This window comes from Allobosea sp. P4_E12 (assembly GCF_056401655.1).
Genome location: NZ_JBFUIY010000020.1, coordinates 48,254 through 66,677 on the forward strand (window position 1 = coordinate 48,254; position 18,424 = coordinate 66,677).

General features: G+C 65.2%; 15 protein-coding genes. 1 reads left to right on the top strand and 14 read right to left on the bottom strand.

Annotated features, from left to right (window positions below; genetic code table 11):
- The first annotated feature begins 86 nt into the window (after positions 1-86).
- Entirely contained in the window at positions 87-1,427 is a 1,341-nt protein-coding gene (gene guaD / locus AC1DW9_RS23690; protein WP_441506637.1) for a guanine deaminase, read from the top strand.
- Here guaD and AC1DW9_RS23695 read toward each other — a convergent pair.
- The 14 genes from AC1DW9_RS23695 to AC1DW9_RS23760 form a co-directional block, all read right to left on the bottom strand.
- Complete coding sequence (locus AC1DW9_RS23695) at positions 1,388-2,245, bottom strand: D-amino-acid transaminase (RefSeq protein WP_069877297.1); 858 nt, start codon at positions 2,243-2,245, stop codon at positions 1,388-1,390. The genes guaD and AC1DW9_RS23695 overlap by 40 nt on opposite strands.
- A gap of 162 nt (positions 2,246-2,407) precedes the next feature.
- The gene (locus AC1DW9_RS23700; protein WP_441506636.1) at positions 2,408-4,003 is read right to left on the bottom strand and encodes an ABC transporter ATP-binding protein; all 1,596 of its coding nucleotides are present in this window, start codon (positions 4,001-4,003) and stop codon (positions 2,408-2,410) included.
- A gap of 1 nt (position 4,004) precedes the next feature.
- A complete protein-coding gene (locus AC1DW9_RS23705; protein ID WP_441506635.1) occupies positions 4,005-5,126 on the bottom strand; it encodes an ABC transporter permease subunit in 1,122 nt (373 codons plus the stop codon).
- Positions 5,127-5,130: 4 nt separating this feature from the next.
- Positions 5,131-6,051, bottom strand: a complete 921-nt coding sequence (locus tag AC1DW9_RS23710; protein WP_441489115.1) for an ABC transporter permease subunit — start codon at positions 6,049-6,051, stop codon at positions 5,131-5,133.
- Positions 6,052-6,116: 65 nt separating this feature from the next.
- On the bottom strand, positions 6,117-7,718 hold the full coding sequence (locus AC1DW9_RS23715) for a peptide ABC transporter substrate-binding protein (protein WP_441489116.1): 1,602 nt from the start codon (positions 7,716-7,718) through the stop codon (positions 6,117-6,119).
- Between the two features lie 131 nt (positions 7,719-7,849).
- Entirely contained in the window at positions 7,850-8,968 is a 1,119-nt protein-coding gene (locus tag AC1DW9_RS23720) for an alpha/beta hydrolase family protein (RefSeq protein WP_441506634.1), read from the bottom strand.
- A gap of 76 nt (positions 8,969-9,044) precedes the next feature.
- Positions 9,045-11,342 (bottom strand): NADP-dependent malic enzyme, encoded by a 2,298-nt coding sequence (locus AC1DW9_RS23725; RefSeq protein WP_441506633.1) that lies wholly within the window; start codon positions 11,340-11,342, stop codon positions 9,045-9,047.
- Between the two features lie 118 nt (positions 11,343-11,460).
- Positions 11,461-12,480 (bottom strand): ABC transporter ATP-binding protein, encoded by a 1,020-nt coding sequence (locus tag AC1DW9_RS23730; RefSeq protein WP_476769283.1) that lies wholly within the window; start codon positions 12,478-12,480, stop codon positions 11,461-11,463.
- Positions 12,477-13,463: an ABC transporter ATP-binding protein gene (locus AC1DW9_RS23735; RefSeq protein WP_476775652.1), complete on the bottom strand. Its 987-nt coding sequence runs from the start codon at positions 13,461-13,463 to the stop codon at positions 12,477-12,479. Before AC1DW9_RS23735 ends, AC1DW9_RS23730 begins: the two co-directional genes overlap by 4 nt.
- Positions 13,464-13,467: 4 nt before the next feature.
- Complete coding sequence (locus tag AC1DW9_RS23740) at positions 13,468-14,394, bottom strand: ABC transporter permease (protein ID WP_441489121.1); 927 nt, start codon at positions 14,392-14,394, stop codon at positions 13,468-13,470.
- Entirely contained in the window at positions 14,391-15,368 is a 978-nt protein-coding gene (locus AC1DW9_RS23745) for an ABC transporter permease (protein WP_069877289.1), read from the bottom strand. The genes AC1DW9_RS23740 and AC1DW9_RS23745 overlap by 4 nt, the downstream gene beginning before the upstream one ends.
- Positions 15,369-15,519: 151 nt before the next feature.
- Entirely contained in the window at positions 15,520-17,112 is a 1,593-nt protein-coding gene (locus tag AC1DW9_RS23750; protein WP_476769286.1) for an ABC transporter substrate-binding protein, read from the bottom strand.
- A 144-nt stretch (positions 17,113-17,256) separates the two neighbouring features.
- On the bottom strand, positions 17,257-17,493 hold the full coding sequence (locus tag AC1DW9_RS23755) for an Lrp/AsnC ligand binding domain-containing protein (RefSeq protein ID WP_038361355.1): 237 nt from the start codon (positions 17,491-17,493) through the stop codon (positions 17,257-17,259).
- 50 nt (positions 17,494-17,543) lie between these two features.
- Complete coding sequence (locus AC1DW9_RS23760; protein ID WP_476769287.1) at positions 17,544-18,368, bottom strand: alpha/beta hydrolase; 825 nt, start codon at positions 18,366-18,368, stop codon at positions 17,544-17,546.
- Positions 18,369-18,424 lie beyond the last annotated feature (56 nt).

An 18,424-nucleotide genomic window follows, 5' to 3' on the forward strand; every position in this document is an offset into this window, starting at 1 on the left:
GCCTCCAGATTAGGCATGTTCGACGCTTGGCCGAAAGCTTTGATTTGGTGCAGATATGACGTGATTTTGAGCCGGAGCACGAGCCTGTGAACGAAGACCGTCGCCTTCGCGCCCTGCGTGGCCGCCTGCTCTGGTTCGTCGGCGATCCCGAGACCTCCGGCGACGCGGCGCATCGCTTCATCGGGGATGGCCTGGTCGTCATCGCCGACGGACTGATCAAGGCCGTCGGCGCCGCATCGGAGCTGCTGCCGACGCTGCCGGAAGAGGCGGAAATCGTCGATCACCGGCCGAACCTGATCATGCCGGGCTTCATCGACGCGCATCTGCACATGCCGCAGACCCAGGTGATCGCCTCCTATGGTGCGCAGCTGATGGAGTGGCTGAACAAATACACCTTCGTCGAGGAGCAGAAGCTGGCGCAGCAGGGACATCCGGAGAAGCTGACGCGGTTCCTGCTGGACGAGTTGCTGGCGAGCGGCACCACCACGGCGGCCGTCTACTGCTCCGTTCACCGTCAATCGGCCGAAGCCTTCTTCGCCGAATCGGAGCGCCGCAACACGCGGATGATTGCCGGCAAGGTGATGATGGACCGCAACGCCCCGGCGGCGCTGACCGATACGGCCGAGAGCAGCTATGCCGACAGCAAGGCCCTGATCGAGCGCTGGCACGGCAGGGGACGCCAGCTCTATGCGATCACGCCGCGCTTTGCGGTGACCTCGACACCGGAGCAGCTGGCCGCTGCCGGGCGACTCGCCTCTGAACATCCGGACTGCTTCGTCCAGACCCATATCAACGAGAACCAGGCCGAGATCTCGTTGGCCTGCCAGCTCTATCCGGATGCCGATGATTATGCCGGCATCTATCGGGATTACGGCCTGCTCGGCCGCAAGAGCCTGTTGGGCCACTGCATCCACATGACCAAGCATGAATGGCGTGCTTTTGCCGAGGCCGGAGCTGTCGCCGTGTTCTGTCCGACGTCGAACCTCTTCCTCGGTTCAGGCCTGTTCGACTGGGCCCGGGCGAAGCGGGAAGGCGTACGGGTTGCGGTCGCGACCGATATCGGCGGCGGCACCAGCTACTCGATGTTGCGGACCATGGCCGAGGCCTACAAGGTGCTGCAGCTGCAGGGCCAGTCGCTTTCCGCGTTCGCGGCGCTCCATGCCATCACGCGCGGCAATGCGGTGGCGTTGGGGCTCGATCATCTCATCGGCTCGCTCGAGCCCGGCCGCGAGGCGGATGTCGTGGTGCTCGACCCGGCAGCGACGCGGGCCATGGCGCACCGGTTGGAAACGGCGCGCGATCTCGCCGAGGAACTCTTCGTGCTCGTCACGCTGGGTGACGAGCGCAATGTCGCCGCGACCTATGTCGCGGGGGAGCGTGTGGGCGATCAGCCCAGCACGCCGCCCTTCCTGGCGAAGTCGATATAGATTTCGCGCAGGCGGATCGCGGTTGGGCCCGGCGCGCCATTGTGGATCGTATGGCCGTCGATCGAGACCACCGGCATCACGAAGCTGTTGGCCGAGGTGATGAAGGCCTCCTCGGCATCGAGCGCCTCATCCAGCGTGAACGTGCGTTCCTCGAAGGTGAAGCCGGTTTCGGCGAGGAAAGCCAGAACAGCCTTGCGGGTGATGCCCGGCAGGACCTTGTTCGAGAGCGGCCGCGAGATCAGCGTCTTGCCCTTGACGATCCAGGCGGTCGAGGACGCACCTTCGGTGACGACGCCATCTTCCACCAGCCAGGCTTCCTGCGCGCCGCTTTCGGCGGCGAACTGCTTGGCCAGCACCGGCCCGAGCAGGTTGACGCTCTTGATGTCCCGGCGGGCCCAGCGCAGGTCCGGGCAGGAGACGACCTTGATGCCGGTCTTGGCGGCGGGGGCCTCGCTCAGGTTGCGGGCCTGCGAGAACATCACCAGGGTCGGCGCCACATCCTTCGGGAAGGCGAAGTCACGGTCGGCAGCGCCGCGCGAGACCTGGAGATAGATACCGCCCTCGTCGATATTGTTGAGCTTGATCAGCTCCTCATGGATGGCGGTCAGTTCGGCGCGCGACCAGGGCAGGGCGAGCCGGATTTCTCCGCAGGAGCGCTCCAGACGGGCAAGATGCGCGTCGCAGTCGACCAGCTTGCCGCCGAGCACCGCCGAGACCTCGTAGATGCCGTCGCCGAAGATGAAGCCGCGGTCGAAAATCGAGATCCTGGCCTCTTCCTCGGGCAGGTACTCACCATTCACATAGACAATACGGCTCATCGGCTTCGGTCTCGTGGTTGAAGGAACGTCGGCATTGGTAGCGGAGGCGCGGGCGGGAGGCGAGTGCCAAAGCCGGCTTGCAGATCGGCGTCGGGCGCAACACTGCCGCGCCGAAGGGACGAGGACCGCCACGGCCACCGGGCCGGACCGGATATCTTCCGTTTACGCCTTGAGCGCGGCCGCGATCAGCCTCTGCGTGTAGCCCTCGCGCGGTGCGGCGAAAATCGCCTCGGTTGGTCCGCTTTCGACGACGCTGCCATCCTTCATCACCATGATCGTGTCGGCCATGGCGCGGACCACGGCGAGGTCGTGGCTGATGAAGAGATAGGAGAGGTCGTGGCGGGCCTGGAGGTCCTTGAGCAACGCCACGATGCTCTTCTGCACGGTACGATCGAGCGCCGAGGTCGGCTCGTCCAGTACGACCAGCGCCGGGTGCAGGATCATCGCGCGCGCGATCGCGATGCGTTGGCGCTGGCCGCCCGAGAATTCGTGCGGATAGCGGTTGCGCAGGCGCGGATCGAGCGAGACCTCCTCCAGGGCCTGCGCCGCGCGCATGTCGCGTTCGGCGCGCGTCAGATGGGGCGCGTGGACCAGCAGCCCCTCGCTGACGATCTCGCCTACGGTGAGCCGCGGCGAGAGCGAGCCGAATGGGTCCTGGAAAACGACCTGCAGGCTCTTGCGCAGCGGCCGCATCTGCGAGCGATCGAGCGGCGCCAGCGCCCGGTCCTCGAATCGGATCTGCCCGCTGGCCGGCACGAGCCTGAGTAGCGCCTTTCCCAGCGTCGACTTTCCCGAGCCGGACTCCCCGACGATGCCGATGGTCTGGCCGCGCTGCAGGGTCAGATCGACACCGTCGACGGCGTGGAGCAAGCCGTTCCTGCGCTTGAGAAAGCCACGACCGAGATCGTAGCTGACGCGCAGGTCACGGGCCTCGAGCAGGATCGGGGCGCCCTTCGGCGCAGGTTGCTTATGGCCTGCGGGCTCTGCCGAGAGCAGCAGCTTGGTATAGGGATGGCTCGGTGCTGCGAAGAGGACCTCGGTGGTTCCGCTCTCCACCACTTCGCCAGACTTCATCACATAGACGCGCTCTGCATATTTCCGCACCAGCCCGAGATCGTGGCTGATCAGGACGACGGCCATGCCGAGCCGCTTTCTGAGATCGGCGATCAGCGCCAGGATCTCGGCCTCGATGGTGACGTCGAGCGCTGTCGTCGGTTCGTCGGCAATCAGGATATCGGGATCATTGGCCAGGGCCATCGCGATCATGACGCGTTGGCGCTGCCCGCCTGAGAGCTCGTGCGGATAGGCATCGAGCCGTTCCTGCGGCCGGGGAATCTGGACGAGTTTCAGGAGTTCGAGCGCCCGCGTCCGCGCGGCGCTGCGTGACAATCCCTGGTGTTTGCGCAGAGGCGCGGCCATCTGGCTGCCGATCCGGAACAGCGGGTCGAGCGATGTCATGGGCTCCTGGAAAATCATCGCGAGCTTCCGGCCGCGATAGGCATTGAGTTGCTTGGGTTTCAGCCCGAGCAGCTCCGTGCCGCGATAGCGGATCGAGCCTTCCACCTCGCCATTCCCAGCGAGCAGGCCCATCGCGGCCATCACCGTCTGGCTTTTGCCGGAACCGGATTCGCCGACGATGGCGACGAATTCGCCGGCTCCGACAGCGATATCGACGCCGTTCACCGCATCGAGCAGCCCATCATTGGTCCGGAAGCGCACGCGCAGGTCGCGGATCTCGAGGATCGGAGCGTCCCCCATCTCAGCGATCCCTGGGATCGAGCGCGTCGCGCAGGCCATCGCCGAGGAAGTTCAGCGCGAACAGCGTGGTCACCAGGAAGCTCGCCGGGAAGATCAGCATCCAGGGCGCGCCCTGGATCGAGCGGGCGCCGTCCGAGATCAGCACGCCCCAGCTCGTCATCGGCTCCTGCACGCCGAGGCCGAGGAAGGAGAGAAAACTCTCGAGCAGGATGATCTTCGGCACCAGCAGCGTGACATAGATGATGACTGGGCCAAGCGTGTTGGGAATGACATGGCGCCTCAGGATGCCGCCGGTCGTGACGCCGAGCGCCTCGGCCGCCAGCACATATTCCTGTCGCTTGATCGAGAGTGTCTGTCCGCGAACGATCCGGGCCATGTCGAGCCATTCGATCGCGCCGACGGCAAGGAACATCAGGATGAAATTCCGGCCGAAGAAGACGACCAGCAGGATGACGAAGAAGATGAAGGGCAGCGAATAGAGCACGTCGACGATGCGCATCATCAGCATGTCGACGCGCCCGCCGAGATAGCCCGCCGTTGCGCCGTAGCTGACGCCGATCACGAGCGCGACACCTGTCGCGAGCAGGCCGATCGCCAGGGAAACCCGCCCGGCGATTAGCGTGCGGGTCAGCAGGTCGCGGCCATTGGCATCGGTGCCGAACCAGAAGCGCTGCCGCTTGATCGGTACCTCCAGAGCGAGCCTGCGGCCATCTTCCTCATTGGCCAGGATCTTCGGGGTCCCGAACTGGTCTGAGCGATCGAAATAGACGAGAAGCCGCTGATCGATCGGGCGCTGTGACGTCAGCGTCAGGCGCACGCCGTCCCGGCTTATTGCGACATCGCCCGCCGTTGCCCGGACGCGTGAGGCGATGCGTTGCACGGCGGCCGGTATCGCCTCGGCCTTGGGATAGCTCTCGATGCTGGCGGGCACACGGACATAGTCCTGGTAGACCCGATCATGCGGATGCCCGGTCATCAACGGGCCGATCAGGCAGGCCAGCGTCATCAGCGCCAGCACGATCAGGCTCGCGACCGCTGCGCGGTTGCGCATCAGGCGGATGCGCGCATCCTGCCAGAGCGAGCGCCCGGTGACGGGCAGGGGGGCAAGCGTGATCTCGCTCATGCGCTCACTCCAGCCTGACGCGCGGATCGAGCAGCGCATAGACAACGTCGACGACGAGATTGAAGACCAGCACGAAGATCGCCACGACAACGACCGTGCCCATCACCAGGGTGTAGTCGCGGTTGAGCGCACCCTCGACGAAATAGCGGCCGATTCCGGGAACGGCGAAGATGCTCTCGACCACGACCGAGCCCGTCAGCAAGGCCGCGGCGGCCGGCCCGAGATAGGAGACGACGGGCAGGGCCGCGCCGCGCAGCGCATGCAGTGCGACCGTCACGCTGGAAAGCCCTTGTGCCCGCAAGGTGCGGATATGGTTGGCGCGCAGGGTCTCGATCATCGCCGCGCGGGTCATCCGCGCGATCACCGCGATCTGCGGCAGCGCCAAAGTCACGATCGGCAGGATAGTGTTGCGGACCGCACCGCCATTCCAGCCGCCGACCGGCAACCAGGCCAGCATCAGCCCGAAGACGATCTGCAGCACGGGCGCGACCACGAAGTTGGGAATGGTGATGCCGGCAGTGGCAAAACCCATCACCGCATGGTCGGCATGCTCGTTCTGGCGGAAGGCTGCGAGCACGCCGAGCGGGCCGCCGATTAGCAGGGCAAGAGCGAGTGCCGATGCGCCCAGCCGCATCGAGACCGGCAGCCCCTGCGCGAAGAGCTCGGCGATAGAGAAGTCGCGGAAGTAGAAGGAAGGGCCGAAATCACCCCTGATCAAAGCCGCGAGATAGGTCAGATATTGCTGATAGAGCGGCCGGTCGAGCTGATAGATCCGGCGCAGGTTCTCCATCACCTTCGCTTCCAGCGGCTGTTCGAGGTCGAACGGCCCGCCCGGTGCGACGCGCATCAGGAAGAAGGAAATCGTCACGATCACGAACAGGGTCGGGATCGCGATGGCGAGGCGACGCAGGATGAAGGAGAGCATTCCGAATGAACCGGGCCGTCTGCGGTGTCATGACCGGGCAGGCCCGGCCATGACACGCGGGTTTCTTACGGCTTCAGGCTCATGAAGCGTGTCGGCAGCGCGCCGCGCAGATTCTGCTGGAAGCCGACGAGCTTGGGCGAGACCAGGTTCTTCGACGAATAGAACATCACCGGAATCCACGGCACCTCGGCAGCCAGGATCGCGTCGGCCTCGCGCAGGATCGCGGCGCGCTTGGTCAGGTCGATCTCGTCGGCGGCCTTGGCCAGCAAGCCGTCGAAGGTCGGGTTGTTGTACTTGCCGGAATTGAACCCCTTGTTGTCGCTGAGGAACAGAAACAGGAAGTTCTGCGGGTCCGAAAAATCGCCGATCCAGCCATAGCGGGCGATGTCGAAATCGCCACCGTCACGCAGAAGGGCGAAATGGGTCTTGCCGTCGGTGTTGATGAAGCTGGTCTCGACGCCGAGTGCCTTCCACTGCTCGGCAATGGCGATGACGGTGCGTCGGTTGTTGTCGGTCGTGTTGTAGCGGAGCTGTATCTTCAAGGGCATGCCGGGCCCGAAGCCCGCATCCTTGAGCAACTGCTTGGCCTTCTCCTCGCGGTCGAGCGGCGAGGCGTTCTTGAAGTCGGCTTCGGCGGCCGTGCCGTAATTGCCGATATTCGGCGGAATGACGCCATAGGCCGGCAGCATCGTGCCACCCCAGATCTCGTCGGCGATGAACTCACGGTCGAGCACCATGGAAAGGGCCTGGCGGACGCGGACATCGTCGAAGGGCTTCTTCGAGCTGTTGATGATGAGGAAATAGGTGCCGAGATAGGGCGCGATCTTGACTTGATCGCCCAGTTTTTCGCGCAGCTGCTTGATCTGGTCGGCGGGGATGTCGGTCGTCATATGCAGTTCGCCGGCCTGGAAGCGCCGGGCGGCGGCGGCGAGGTCCGGCGACGGATAATAGATCACTGTATCGATCTTGACGTTGGCCGCGTCGTGGAAGGCCTTGTTCTTTTCAAGCTTGATATGGGAGTTCGGCACGAACTCCTTGAGCACATAGGCGCCGTTCGAAACCCAGTTCTCCGGCTTGACGAAATCGCTGCCGAATTTCTCGACTGAGGCCGGATGGACCGGAAGTCCGGTCTGGTGCGTCAGCAATTCGAGAAAATACGGGGTCGATCGCTCCAGCTTGATCTCGAGCGTCGTGTCATTGACGGCCGTCACACCCAGATCGGCAAGCTTCGCGCCCCCGTCGCTCTTGTTGATCTTCTCCGCGTTCAGGATCGGATAGAGAATGTTCGCGTATTTCGCCCCCGTCTCGGGATTGACCATCCGCCGCAGCGAGAAGACGAAATCCGAGGCCTTCACCGCGTCCCCGTTTGACCATTTCGCATTAGGGCGCAGCTTGAAGGTGTAGGTCTTGCCGTCCGGGCTGATCGTCCAGCTTTCGGCCACGCCGGGCACGACGGTGCCGTTGATGTGGTGGATGACGAGCCCTTCGGAGAGATCACGCAGCAGATGCGCTTCCGACACGGTCGAGGTCTTGTGCGCGTCGAGCGTCTCGGGATCGGAGTCGTTGCCGCGATGGAAGGTGACCTGGGCTTGTGCGACCGTGGTGGTGGCGAGCGCCAGAGCCGCGGCAATGGCGAGCGGCGCCGCGCGGCGCGTGATCCTGAACATGACGAAACTCCCCTGAGGGCAGGTCTTCCTGCCTGTTCCTGACATGACCGGGAGAGTAGAGCGCGCTGCTCGCGCGCTGCCAAGCAGGAAAAAAACTTGCAGGCAGGAAAAGTCTTGATCCCCGTTTTCGTTTACGGGGCGCCGCCGGAGGGCAGCATGAACGTGTCGTTCTCGAAGGCGATCACGCAATCGCCAGCGGCCTTGGCGCAATCGTTCAGTGTCGCTTCCTTGGCGCGATCGAGCGTCTGAGAGCCAAAGGTGTAGCGGAAATGCTTGCGTGACCGGCTGAGCGCCATCGCCTTCTCGCCGGGCGCTGCAAAATACTGCTCGAATGCGGCGGCGCGTGCCGTCAGCCCCAGCTTGGCAAAGAGCTCCCTTGCCTGGGCGGGCGACCAGGTCGGCAGCTTCCAGGCACGCAGCGACGCGTCCACCTCGCGCAGCCAGAAGAACCGGGCTTGTCCGTGACGGAAGATCAGGTGACCAGTGGGCCGGACTTCGGGGAGCTCGACGAAGCGGATATCGCCGCCGGCATCGCGTGCGGCGCCGCGCATGCGATCGACGAGCGCGGGCGGAAACAGCTCGTCGTTTTTCGCATAGATCCAGAGCTGTGGTGGCGCGCCGGGCACCTGCCAGCCCTTGACGATGCCGACCAGCGCATCGCGCGCCTTGTCGACACAGCTGTCGATATTCAGGCCGCCGGCGACATTGACGATGCCGCGCAAGCCCGCTGGTTTGCGCTGGGCGAGCGCCAGGACCGCCGCGCCTCCCGCCGATTCTCCGACCGCAATGGCGCGCGCCGGGTCGACATCGTCGCGCTGTTGCAGCACCCGCAGGGCGGCTTCGAGTTCGCTGGCATCCGCCTCGAATCGGCTGGTGAAATCGAGATCGGCGCAGGAGGTCGAGGCCGGGAAGGGCCCGTCCGACTGGCCGAAGCCACGACGCATGACGACGGCTGCGAGCCAGCCACGCCGGGCAAAATCCCGGGCGACGGTGGCGTAGGACGCCGCCCGCAAATCGCCCATGCTGACGCTGCTCGAGGATTTGCCATGAGTGATCAGCGCCAGCGGGAGGCGACCCTCAGCACGCTCCGGCCTGACGATCAGCGCCTCGAGCCTGATGTCACGCCCCTCGAGCTTGATCCGGAGGAAGGTGCTCTCCTCGCGCAGGGGCTCCTGCGCGCTGGCCGCTGCCGCGGCCAGGATCGGAAGCATGACAGCCGCGAGCCGCAGCAGCATCCTGGTGATGCGCATGGCCTGTTCCCCGCAATCCCGGTCCGCCGGAGCACCGCAGAATGGCAGGAAACGGCGCCGCTGCAACGCCTCCTGACTAGGCTGGCGAAGCCGCAGCGCGTTCCTGCGCCTCGACCACGGCCACGGCCGTCATGTTGACGACGCCGCGTGCCGTCACCGAACCGGTCAGGATATGCACCGGCTTGGCCGCTCCGATCAGGATCGGGCCGACCGGGAGCGCATCCGCCAGCACCTTGGCGAACTGGTAGGCGATGTTGGCGGCGTCGAGATTCGGGAAGATCAGCACATTGGCGACGCCCTTGAGATGCGAGGAGGGCAGCACCCTGTCGCGCACCATCGGCAGGAGGGCGGTGTCGGCCTCCATCTCACCGTCGCATTCGAGTTCCGGCGCGCGCTCGCGGATCAGGCAGACCGCCTTGCGCATCTTCAGCGAGGAGGGGGTGTCGGCCGCGCCGAAATCCGAATGAGAGAGCAGGGCGATCTTGGGCGGGATGCCGAAGCGCGAGACATGGCTCGCCGCGATCACCGCCATGTCGGCGATCTCCTCAGCGGTCGGATCATGCTTCACATGGGTGTCGGCCAGGAAGAAGGCGCCCTTGTTGGTGATGATCAGCGTCATCGCCGAGATGTCGCGTGCTCCGGGCGCAAGCCCGATGATGTCCTTGATGTGCCGCAGCCGCGACAGAAAGCGCCCTTCCAGGCCGGTGATCATGGCATCGGCCTCGCCGCGCATCACCGAGAGTGCCGCGATCACCGTGTTGTTGGTGCGCACCAGCACGCGTGCGGCCTCCGGCGTGATGCCCCGCCGGCCGGCGATCTCGAGATAGGTCTGCACGTAGTCGCGATAACGCGGATCATCCTCGGGGTTGATCACCTCGCAATCGATGCCTGGCCGGATCGTCAGGCCGAAGCGCTTCACCCGGGTTTCGATGACGCTCGGGCGGCCGATCAGGATCGGCACGGCCATGCCTTCCTCCAGCGCCACTTGAGCGGCGCGCAGCACGCGCTCATCCTCGCCTTCGGCGTAGATGACGCGCTTGGGGTCGGCCTTCGCCTGCGCAAAGAGCGGCTTCATGATGAAGCCGGAACGGAAGACGAAGCGCGACAGGTCCTCGCGATAGGCCTCGATATCGGCCAGCGGCTTGCGTGCGACGCCGGTATCCATCGCGGCCTGCGCGACTGCCGGGGCAATGCGCAGGATCAGGCGCGGATCGAACGGGTTCGGGATCAGCGAGGTCGCACCGAATGTCTGCGATTCGCCGCCATAGGCGCGCGCCGCGATGTCGGACGTGGCCTCCCGCGCCAGCGATGCAATCGCGCGCACGGCGGCGAGCTTCATCGCTTCGTTGATCGTCGTGGCGTGCACATCGAGCGCGCCGCGGAAGATGTAGGGGAAGCACAGGACGTTGTTGACCTGGTTCGGATAGTCCGAGCGGCCGGTGCAGATCATCGCGTCAGGACGTGCGGCAAGCGCATCCTCCGGCGTAATCTCCGGGTTCGGGTTGGCCAGCGCCAGGATCAGCGGACTCGCCGCCATGCGCTTGGCCATCTCGGGCTTCAGAACGCCGGCGGCAGACAGGCCGAGGAAGACATCGGCGTCGCCGATCACGTCGCTGAGCGTCCGCGCATCGGTCTCCTGCGCATAGACCTCCTTCCAGCGGTCCATCAGCGTGTTGCGGCCCTTGTGGACCACGCCTTCAAGGTCGGTGACCCAGATATTCCGGCGCCTGGCCCCGAGCTCGACCAGAAGGTTGAGGCAGGCAAGCGCGGCTGCGCCGGCGCCGGAGACGACGATCTTGACGTCGCCGATCTGTTTTCCCGCGAGATCGAGCCCGTTCAGGATCGCGGCGCTGACGATGATCGCGGTGCCGTGCTGATCGTCATGGAAGACCGGGATGTTCATCCGGGCCTTGAGCTGCTCCTCGATCTCGAAGCATTCGGGACCCTTGATGTCCTCGAGGTTGATGCCGCCGAAGGTCGGTTCCAGCGCCGCAACGACATCGACGAATTTCTCGATGTTCTTCTGGTCGACCTCGATGTCGAAGCAGTCGATCCCGGCGAATTTCTTGAACAGGACCGCCTTGCCCTCCATCACCGGCTTGGAAGCGAGCGGGCCGATATCGCCGAGGCCGAGAACGGCTGTGCCGTTGGTGATGACCGCGACGAGGTTCTGGCGCGAGGTCAGTTCGGCGGCTTCCGCGGGGTCGTCGACGATCGCCTCGCAGGCGGCAGCCACACCGGGAGAATAGGCGAGCGCCAGGTCGCGCTGGTTGCCGAGAGGCTTCGTTGCCTGGATCTCGAGCTTACCGGGCCGGGGCAGGCGGTGGTAGACGAGCGCGCCCGAGCGAAGATCCGTCGACAAGGTGCTTTTCATCGTCCTGCGTTCCTGGCTCCACGGCCCAAGGCCAAATCAGCTTGGAGGTCGCCCGGAAACGCGGTGCCGTCAAGCGTGCCGGGGGCAACAATCATTCAACCGAAACGACAGGATCGCTTCAGGCCGCCATCGCTCCGACGCCGCCGTCATGCAAGTGACAGGCCGCGACATGGCCGGACGCGATCGTTTTCAGCGCTGGCCGCTCCGCCTTGCAGCGCGGCCCGGCATGCGGACAGCGCGGGTGGAAATGGCAACCTGATGGCGGGTGCAGCGGCGAGGGGATCTCGCCGCTGACCGGCGCAAAACGCTTCTTGCGAGCCGTGATCGTCGGCACATTGGCGAGCAGTGCCTGGGCATAGGGGTGCTGCGGCCCCTTGAAGAGGGCGGCGGCGGGCGCGGCCTCGACGACACGGCCGAGATACATGATCACGACCCGGTCCGAGAGGTGCCGGACGACGCCGAGGTCGTGGCTGATGAAGAGGTAGGTCAGGTTGAGTTCGTCGCGCAGCTTCATGAAAAGATTCAGGACCTGGGCCTGAATCGAGACATCGAGAGCAGCCACGCTTTCGTCGCAGACGACGAATTCCGGCTTCACCGCCAGTGCTCTCGCGATGCCGATGCGGGCACGTTGGCCGCCCGAGAACTGGTGCGGATAGCGCCGCTTGTAGGTCGGGTCGAGGCCGACGCGATTGAGAATATCGTCGACATAATCCGCCTGGCCGGCGCGTGTCGTCAGCCCGTGCACGACGGGCGCTTCGCCGACGATGTCGCTGACCCGCATGCGCGGGTTGAGCGAGGACATCGGGTCCTGGAAGATCATCTGGATGGCCAGCGTCGCAGCGTGGCGCTCCTCGGTGCCCATCTCGTCGGTATAGCGCCCGCGCCAGCTCACGCGGCCGGCGCTCGCCTTGTGAATCCCCGCGACGACCCGTCCGAGCGTTGATTTGCCGCAGCCGGATTCGCCGACCAGCCCGACGACCTCGCCGGCCCGGATCGAGAGATCGACGCTGTCGACCGCGTGCACGACCTCTTCGGTATTGCCGGCGCCGAACCAGTTCGCGAATTTCGCGGCCGCGTCGAGCGGTTTGGCGAAGCGCTTCGAGACGCTTTCGAGGGTGAGGATCGGTGTATCGTTCATGCCGCAACCCCGGTTCCGCTCAGGGGATGATGACAGCGCACGCCGCGCTCGCCGGGGAAAGCCGTCGTGGCTGGCGCGATCGTGAGGCAGTCGCCCTGAGCGTAGTCGCAGCGTGGGGCAAAGGCGCAGCCCTGCGGCAGGCGAGCGAGCGAAGGCGTCGAGCCCCTGATCTGGCGCAGCATCTCACCAGGTTCCCCCTCGCTCGGCAGCGAGCCGAGCAGGCCGGCGGTATAGGGGTGCAAGGGCGTGTCGAGCACGGGATCGACCGCGCCCGCCTCGACGATGCGGCCGGCATACATCACCGCGATCCGGTCGGCGAGCCCGGCGACGACGCCGAGGTCATGGGTGATCCAGACCAGGGCAGTCCCGGTTTCGGCACAGAGGGATTGCATCTCGGCAAGGATCTGGCTCTGGATGGTGACGTCGAGCGCGGTGGTCGGCTCGTCGCAAATGATCAGCGGTGGACGATGCAGCAGCGCGATCGCGATCGCGACACGCTGGCGCATGCCGCCCGAGAACTGGTGCGGATAGGCATTCAACCGCTCTTCGGGCGAGGGGATGCCGACTTTGGCGAGGGCATCCCGGGCGCGGGCCCGCGCTGCCTTGTGCGAGACCTTGTCATGGGCGGTGACGGCTTCGATCATTTGCGTGTCGATGCGCAGGACCGGGTTCAGCGTCATCATCGGATCCTGGAAGATCATCGCGACCTCGCGACCGCGGACCGTCCGGAATTCGTCTTCCCCGAGGCCGACGAGCTCCTTGCCGTTGAGCTTGATCGAGCCCTCGACAATGCGGCCGGGGGGATCGATCAGCCCCATGATCGAGAAGCCGGTGACCGATTTGCCCGAGCCGGATTCGCCGACCAGGCCGAGCACTTCCCCGCGACGGACATGGAACGAGACGCCGTCGACCGACTTCACCGTGCCGGCGCGGGTGAAGAAATGGGTCTTGAGATCGCTGACCTGGAGCATGTGATCGCTCATGGCTTCACTTCTCCAGGCGCGGGTTCAACACGTCGCGCAACCTGTCGCCGACCAGGTTGATCGAGACGATGGTCATGAGCAAGGCGAGGCCGGGGAAGACCGAGATCCAGTAGCTGCCCGAGATCATGTACTGGAAGCCGTTGGCGATCAGCACGCCGAGCGACGGCTCCGTTTGCGGCAGGCCGACTCCGAGGAACGACAGCGTCGCCTCCAGCGAGATCGCATGCGCGGTCTGCACGGTCGCGATCACGATGACCGGGGCGAGGCAGTTCGGCAGGATATGGCGGAAGACGGTGCGCGCGTGGGAGAGGCCGAGCGACTGCGCCGCTTCGACATATTCCTTGCGGCGCTCGACCAGCGCGGAGCCGCGGACGGTGCGGGCGTAATAGGCCCATTGCACGATGACGAGGGCAATGATGATCTTGTCGACGCCCTTGCCGAGCGCAGCGACCAGGATCAGCGCGACGAGGACCGAGGGCAGCGATAGTTGCAGGTCGACGAGCCGCATGATCACGGTCTCGACCTTGCCGCCGGCATAGGCGGCGATCAGTCCGACGGTCATGCCGACGGTCGCGGCGATCAGCCCGGAGAAGGCCCCCACCATCAGCGAAATGCGCAGGCCGTAGAGAATGCCGGAGAGCAGATCGCGGCCGACACCGTCGGAGCCCAGCCACATCGTAAAGCCCTCGCCGGCCACGGCGCCTGGCGGCTGGCGGGAGTCCATCACATCGACCGCCGCGAGGTCATAGGGGTTTTGCGGGGCAATCAGCGGCGCGGCGAGCGCCAGCAGCACGATCGTCGCGAAGACCAGGAGGCCGATCAGCGCAACGCGATCCTCGATGAAGCTGCGGACGAAGCGCCGCAGCGGCGTCTCTTCCCTGGCCGGCGCGGTCGGGGTCGTCGTGACCGTGGGCAGACTGGTCTCGCTCACGTGCTGGCCTCCGTCAGGCGGACGCGCGGATCGAGCGCGGAATAAACCAGATCGACCAGCAGGTTGATCGTCACGAACAGCACGACGACAACCATGACATAGGCGACGATGACCGGTCGATCGAGCCGGGTGATCGCCTCCAGCAGGAGGCGGCCCATGCCGGGCCAGGCGAAGATCGTCTCCGTCACCACGGAAAAGGCGACGAGCGAGCCGAATTCGAGCCCGAGCACGGTGACGATCGGGATCATGATGTTCTTCAGGATGTGGACGCCGATGATCCGGCTCTGTGAAAGGCCCTTGGCACGGGCGAATTTGACATAGTCCATCAGGGCCGCCTCGCGTGCCCCGGCCCGTGCCAGGCGGATGACAAGCGAGATCTTGAGCAGTGCGAGGTTCAGCGCCGGCAGGGCCACATGCTGCCAGCCGTCGAGCGTCAGCAGCGAAGTCTCGATGCCGAAGACGGAGACGGTTTCGCCCCGGCCCGTGGCGGGGAACCAGCCCAATCCGACGGCAAAGGCGAGGATCAGCATCAGCCCGACCCAGAATGTCGGCAGCGAGAAGCCGAGGATCGAGATCGCCATGATCGCGCGCGAGGCCTTGCTCTCCGGTTTCAGCCCCGCATAGAGGCCAAGCGGCAGCCCGATCACGATCGCCATGAAAAGCGCGACAAGGGCGAGTTCCAGCGTCGCCGGCATGCGCGACAGGATGAGCTTGATCGCGGACTCGCCATGCACGAAGGAGCGGCCGAGATCGCCTTGCATGGCATTCTTCAGGAAGATCAGGAACTGTTCCCAGATCGGTCGGTCGAGGCCGAGCGAGCGGGCCGTTTCGGCGATCTGCTCCTGGTTCATCTCCGGCGAGACGAGCATGTAGATCGGGTCGCCGACGACGTTCACACCGAAGAAGACGATGACCAGCATCGCGCCGATGACGAAGAGGGCCTGCGCCAGGCGACGAAGGATGAAGGCAGCCATCGGGTTGGTTCCTTCGCGAGCGGGATGGTGTGCGCGAACGCAGCGCTCAAAACAGCGTGGCCGGGTTTGCTCCGACCCTTCCGTGACCAGCGGTCATCGGCGAGAGGTTCCCGGGCCTGAGCCCGGGAACGACGTCAATCCGCCGACGCGGTCACTGCTTGGTGACGGAGGTCGCGAGCGTGTACTCGTCGGAGCGCGGCTCGACCTTGAAGCCCTTGCGGGCAGCCCAGGTGTTGAGCTGGAAATGTGTCGGGATCAGCCCGACATCGTTCATGCCGATCTCCATCGCCTCGCCGAAGATGGCATCGCGCTTCTTGTCGTCGACCGTGCGCAGGCCTTCCTCGACCTTCGCGTCGAAGGCCGGGTTGGAGTAGCGGCCGCGATTGGTCGCTCCCATGCCCTTCTGCGGGTTGAAGGTCGCAAGCAGCGCCTTGAGCGAGTCCGAGGACTCGCCCGTTCCGGCGGCCCAGCCGACGAGGATGAAGGAGAATTCCGGCACATTGCCCGCTGCGCCCTGCGAGGCGCGGGTGAAGAAGTTGGCCGGGGGCAGCGTCTCGACCTCGGTCTCGATGCCGAGCCGCGCGAACATCTGGGCGACAGCCTCGATGATCTTGGTGTCGTTGGTGTAGCGCCCGTTCGGCCCGTGCATCTTCATCTTGAAGCCGTTCGGGTACCCGGCCTCGGCCAGCAGCTTCTTGGCGCCGGCGAGATCGAAGGCGACCGGCTTCAGGTTCTTGGAGGTGCCGAAGAATGAATCGGGCAGGAGCTGGCCAGCGGGGATCGCCTCCTTCTCCATGATGCGCTCGACGATGCCCGGCCGATTGATCGCCATCGAAAGCGCCTTGCGGACGCGGACATCCCTCAGCGGATTCTTGATCTCGGAGCCGTCCTTGCCCTTGATGAAGGGGGAGACGTCGCGGAAATGGTCCATGTGGAAATAGACCACGCGGTTCGAGACCTGGCTGACGACATTCAGGTTCTTGTCGCCCTTGAGCTTGGCGACATCCGAGGTCGGAACGGCTTCGATCATGTCGACATCGCCGGCGAGCAGGGCCGCGACCCGGGTGGGCGCCGAAGTGACGACACGGAACGTCACCTTCTTCCAGAGATCCTTGCTGCCGCCCCACCAGCTGTCATTGGCGGTCATGACGACGCGGTCGCCCGAGACGAACTCGGCCTGCTTGTAGGGGCCGGTGCCGCCCGCCGCGCATTTGCCGGCGTTGAATTCCTCGGTGGTGGTGTCCTTGCACTTGGCGGAGATGACGCCGAAGGTCGAAAGATCGGTCGGCACCAGCGGCGCCGGCGCGGCGGTCTTGATGCGGATCGTGTAGTCGTCGACCTTGCTGATCTCCTTGCCGCGGACATAGGCCGAGAAGCTCGAGGGGCTCTTGGGCACGTTCGGCGCGCGCTGGAAGGTCGCGAGCACGTCGTCGGCGGTGAAGGGCGAGCCGTCATGGAACTTGACGTTCTGGCGGAGCCTGAACTCCCAGGTCGTGTCGTCGATCGCCTTCCAGCTTTCGGCGAGGCTGGGAACCAGCCGCTGCGAGGCGTCCTGGCCGACCAGCGGCTCGTAGATGTGCCGGGCCAGCATGTTGTTGGGGGTCAGGTTGTGATAGTGCGGGTCCATCGCGCTCGGCTCGGCCGAGATGCCGATGCGCAATTCCTGCGCGACAGCGGCACCCGCGACCAGAGACAGCGCCGCGGCCATGGCGGCGCGGCTGGCGAGTGTGGCGACGTTTCTCATTGAAAGAACCTCCCGAGTTCAGTGGATATTTTGGCGGATCGGAGCCGGCATGGCCAGCAGCCACCGCGTGGAGAATGTCCTTCTCCACGGATTCGTAGGGCCGGAGCATGMCTGCGCGTGGCAGGATGAGGACGGTAAAGGGCCTCAGAACGCCTTGAAGGTGATGATCGTGTGCGTGTCGGCGATCTCGGGGATCGACTGCACCTTCTGCGCTACGAAATGGCCGATATCGACATCCGCGGCGACGTGGAACTTGGCCAGGATGTCGTAATTGCCGGCGGTCGAATAAATCTCCGAGGCGATCTCGCGATCAGCGAGTTCGCTGGCGACCTCATAGGTCTTGCCGAGCTTGCATTTGATCTCGACGAAGAAGGTCTGCATCACGCGCTCCGAAAATCCTGTCCCTCTGGATAGAGCCTCGCGCCGGAAGATCAAGCGCCTGCGAGTTCGGCGAGGCGCTTGCTCATTGCACTGTCGGGGTCGGGAAGATCGGCAAGGACGGTGAAATGGTTCGCGCCGTCGATCTCGCCATACTGCGTCCTGACGCCTTCCAGGCCCCAGACATCGGTGATGCGGCGGCTCTGCTTCAGGTATTCATCGCTTTCGGCCCCGCCGACCACGGCGTCCATCAGCAATCCCGAGGGGGCCGGCCAGAACAATGGGCTCTCCCGCTCGGCCGATTCCATGTCGAGTCCGAGCGCCTTGTTGATGCTCGTCTCGGTCAGGGGCTTCAGGTTGTAGAGGCCGGAGATGCCATAGGCTGCCGGCACCAGCTGGTCCGGCAGGTCGGGGTCGACATTCTTCCAGTCGGTGGCGAGCAGGCAGGCGGCGAGATGCCCGCCCGCCGAATGGCCCGATGCGACGATCGGCCGGTTGAACTGCCGCCAGAGGGCCGCCGCCGCCTGCTGCAGCTCCCAGACGATGTGGCCGAGCTCGACCTGTGGGCAGAGATCGTAGCCCGCGACCGCCATGGGAACGCCGAGCCGGTTCACGCCGCGCGCCATATGCGAGAAATAGGAGCGGTCGAGCGCCTGCCAGTAGCCACCATGGATGAAGAGCACGATGGCGTTGCCCTTGACCGCCTCGGGCTTGAACAGGTCGTAATGTTGCCGCTCGCCCGGGCCATAGGAGATGCCGAGTTCGCTGACCGCGATACCGCGATAGGCCGCAGCGTCCGCCTGCCAGCCGGCAATGATTCCGGGATGCTCCGGCACGCGGGCGCGGTTATTGTATTCTGTCTCGTAATCCGTCGACATGGCTGGCTCGGCTTCTCCGGCTCTGCGGCTGCGGACCACGTCCTGAATCGCAGGCC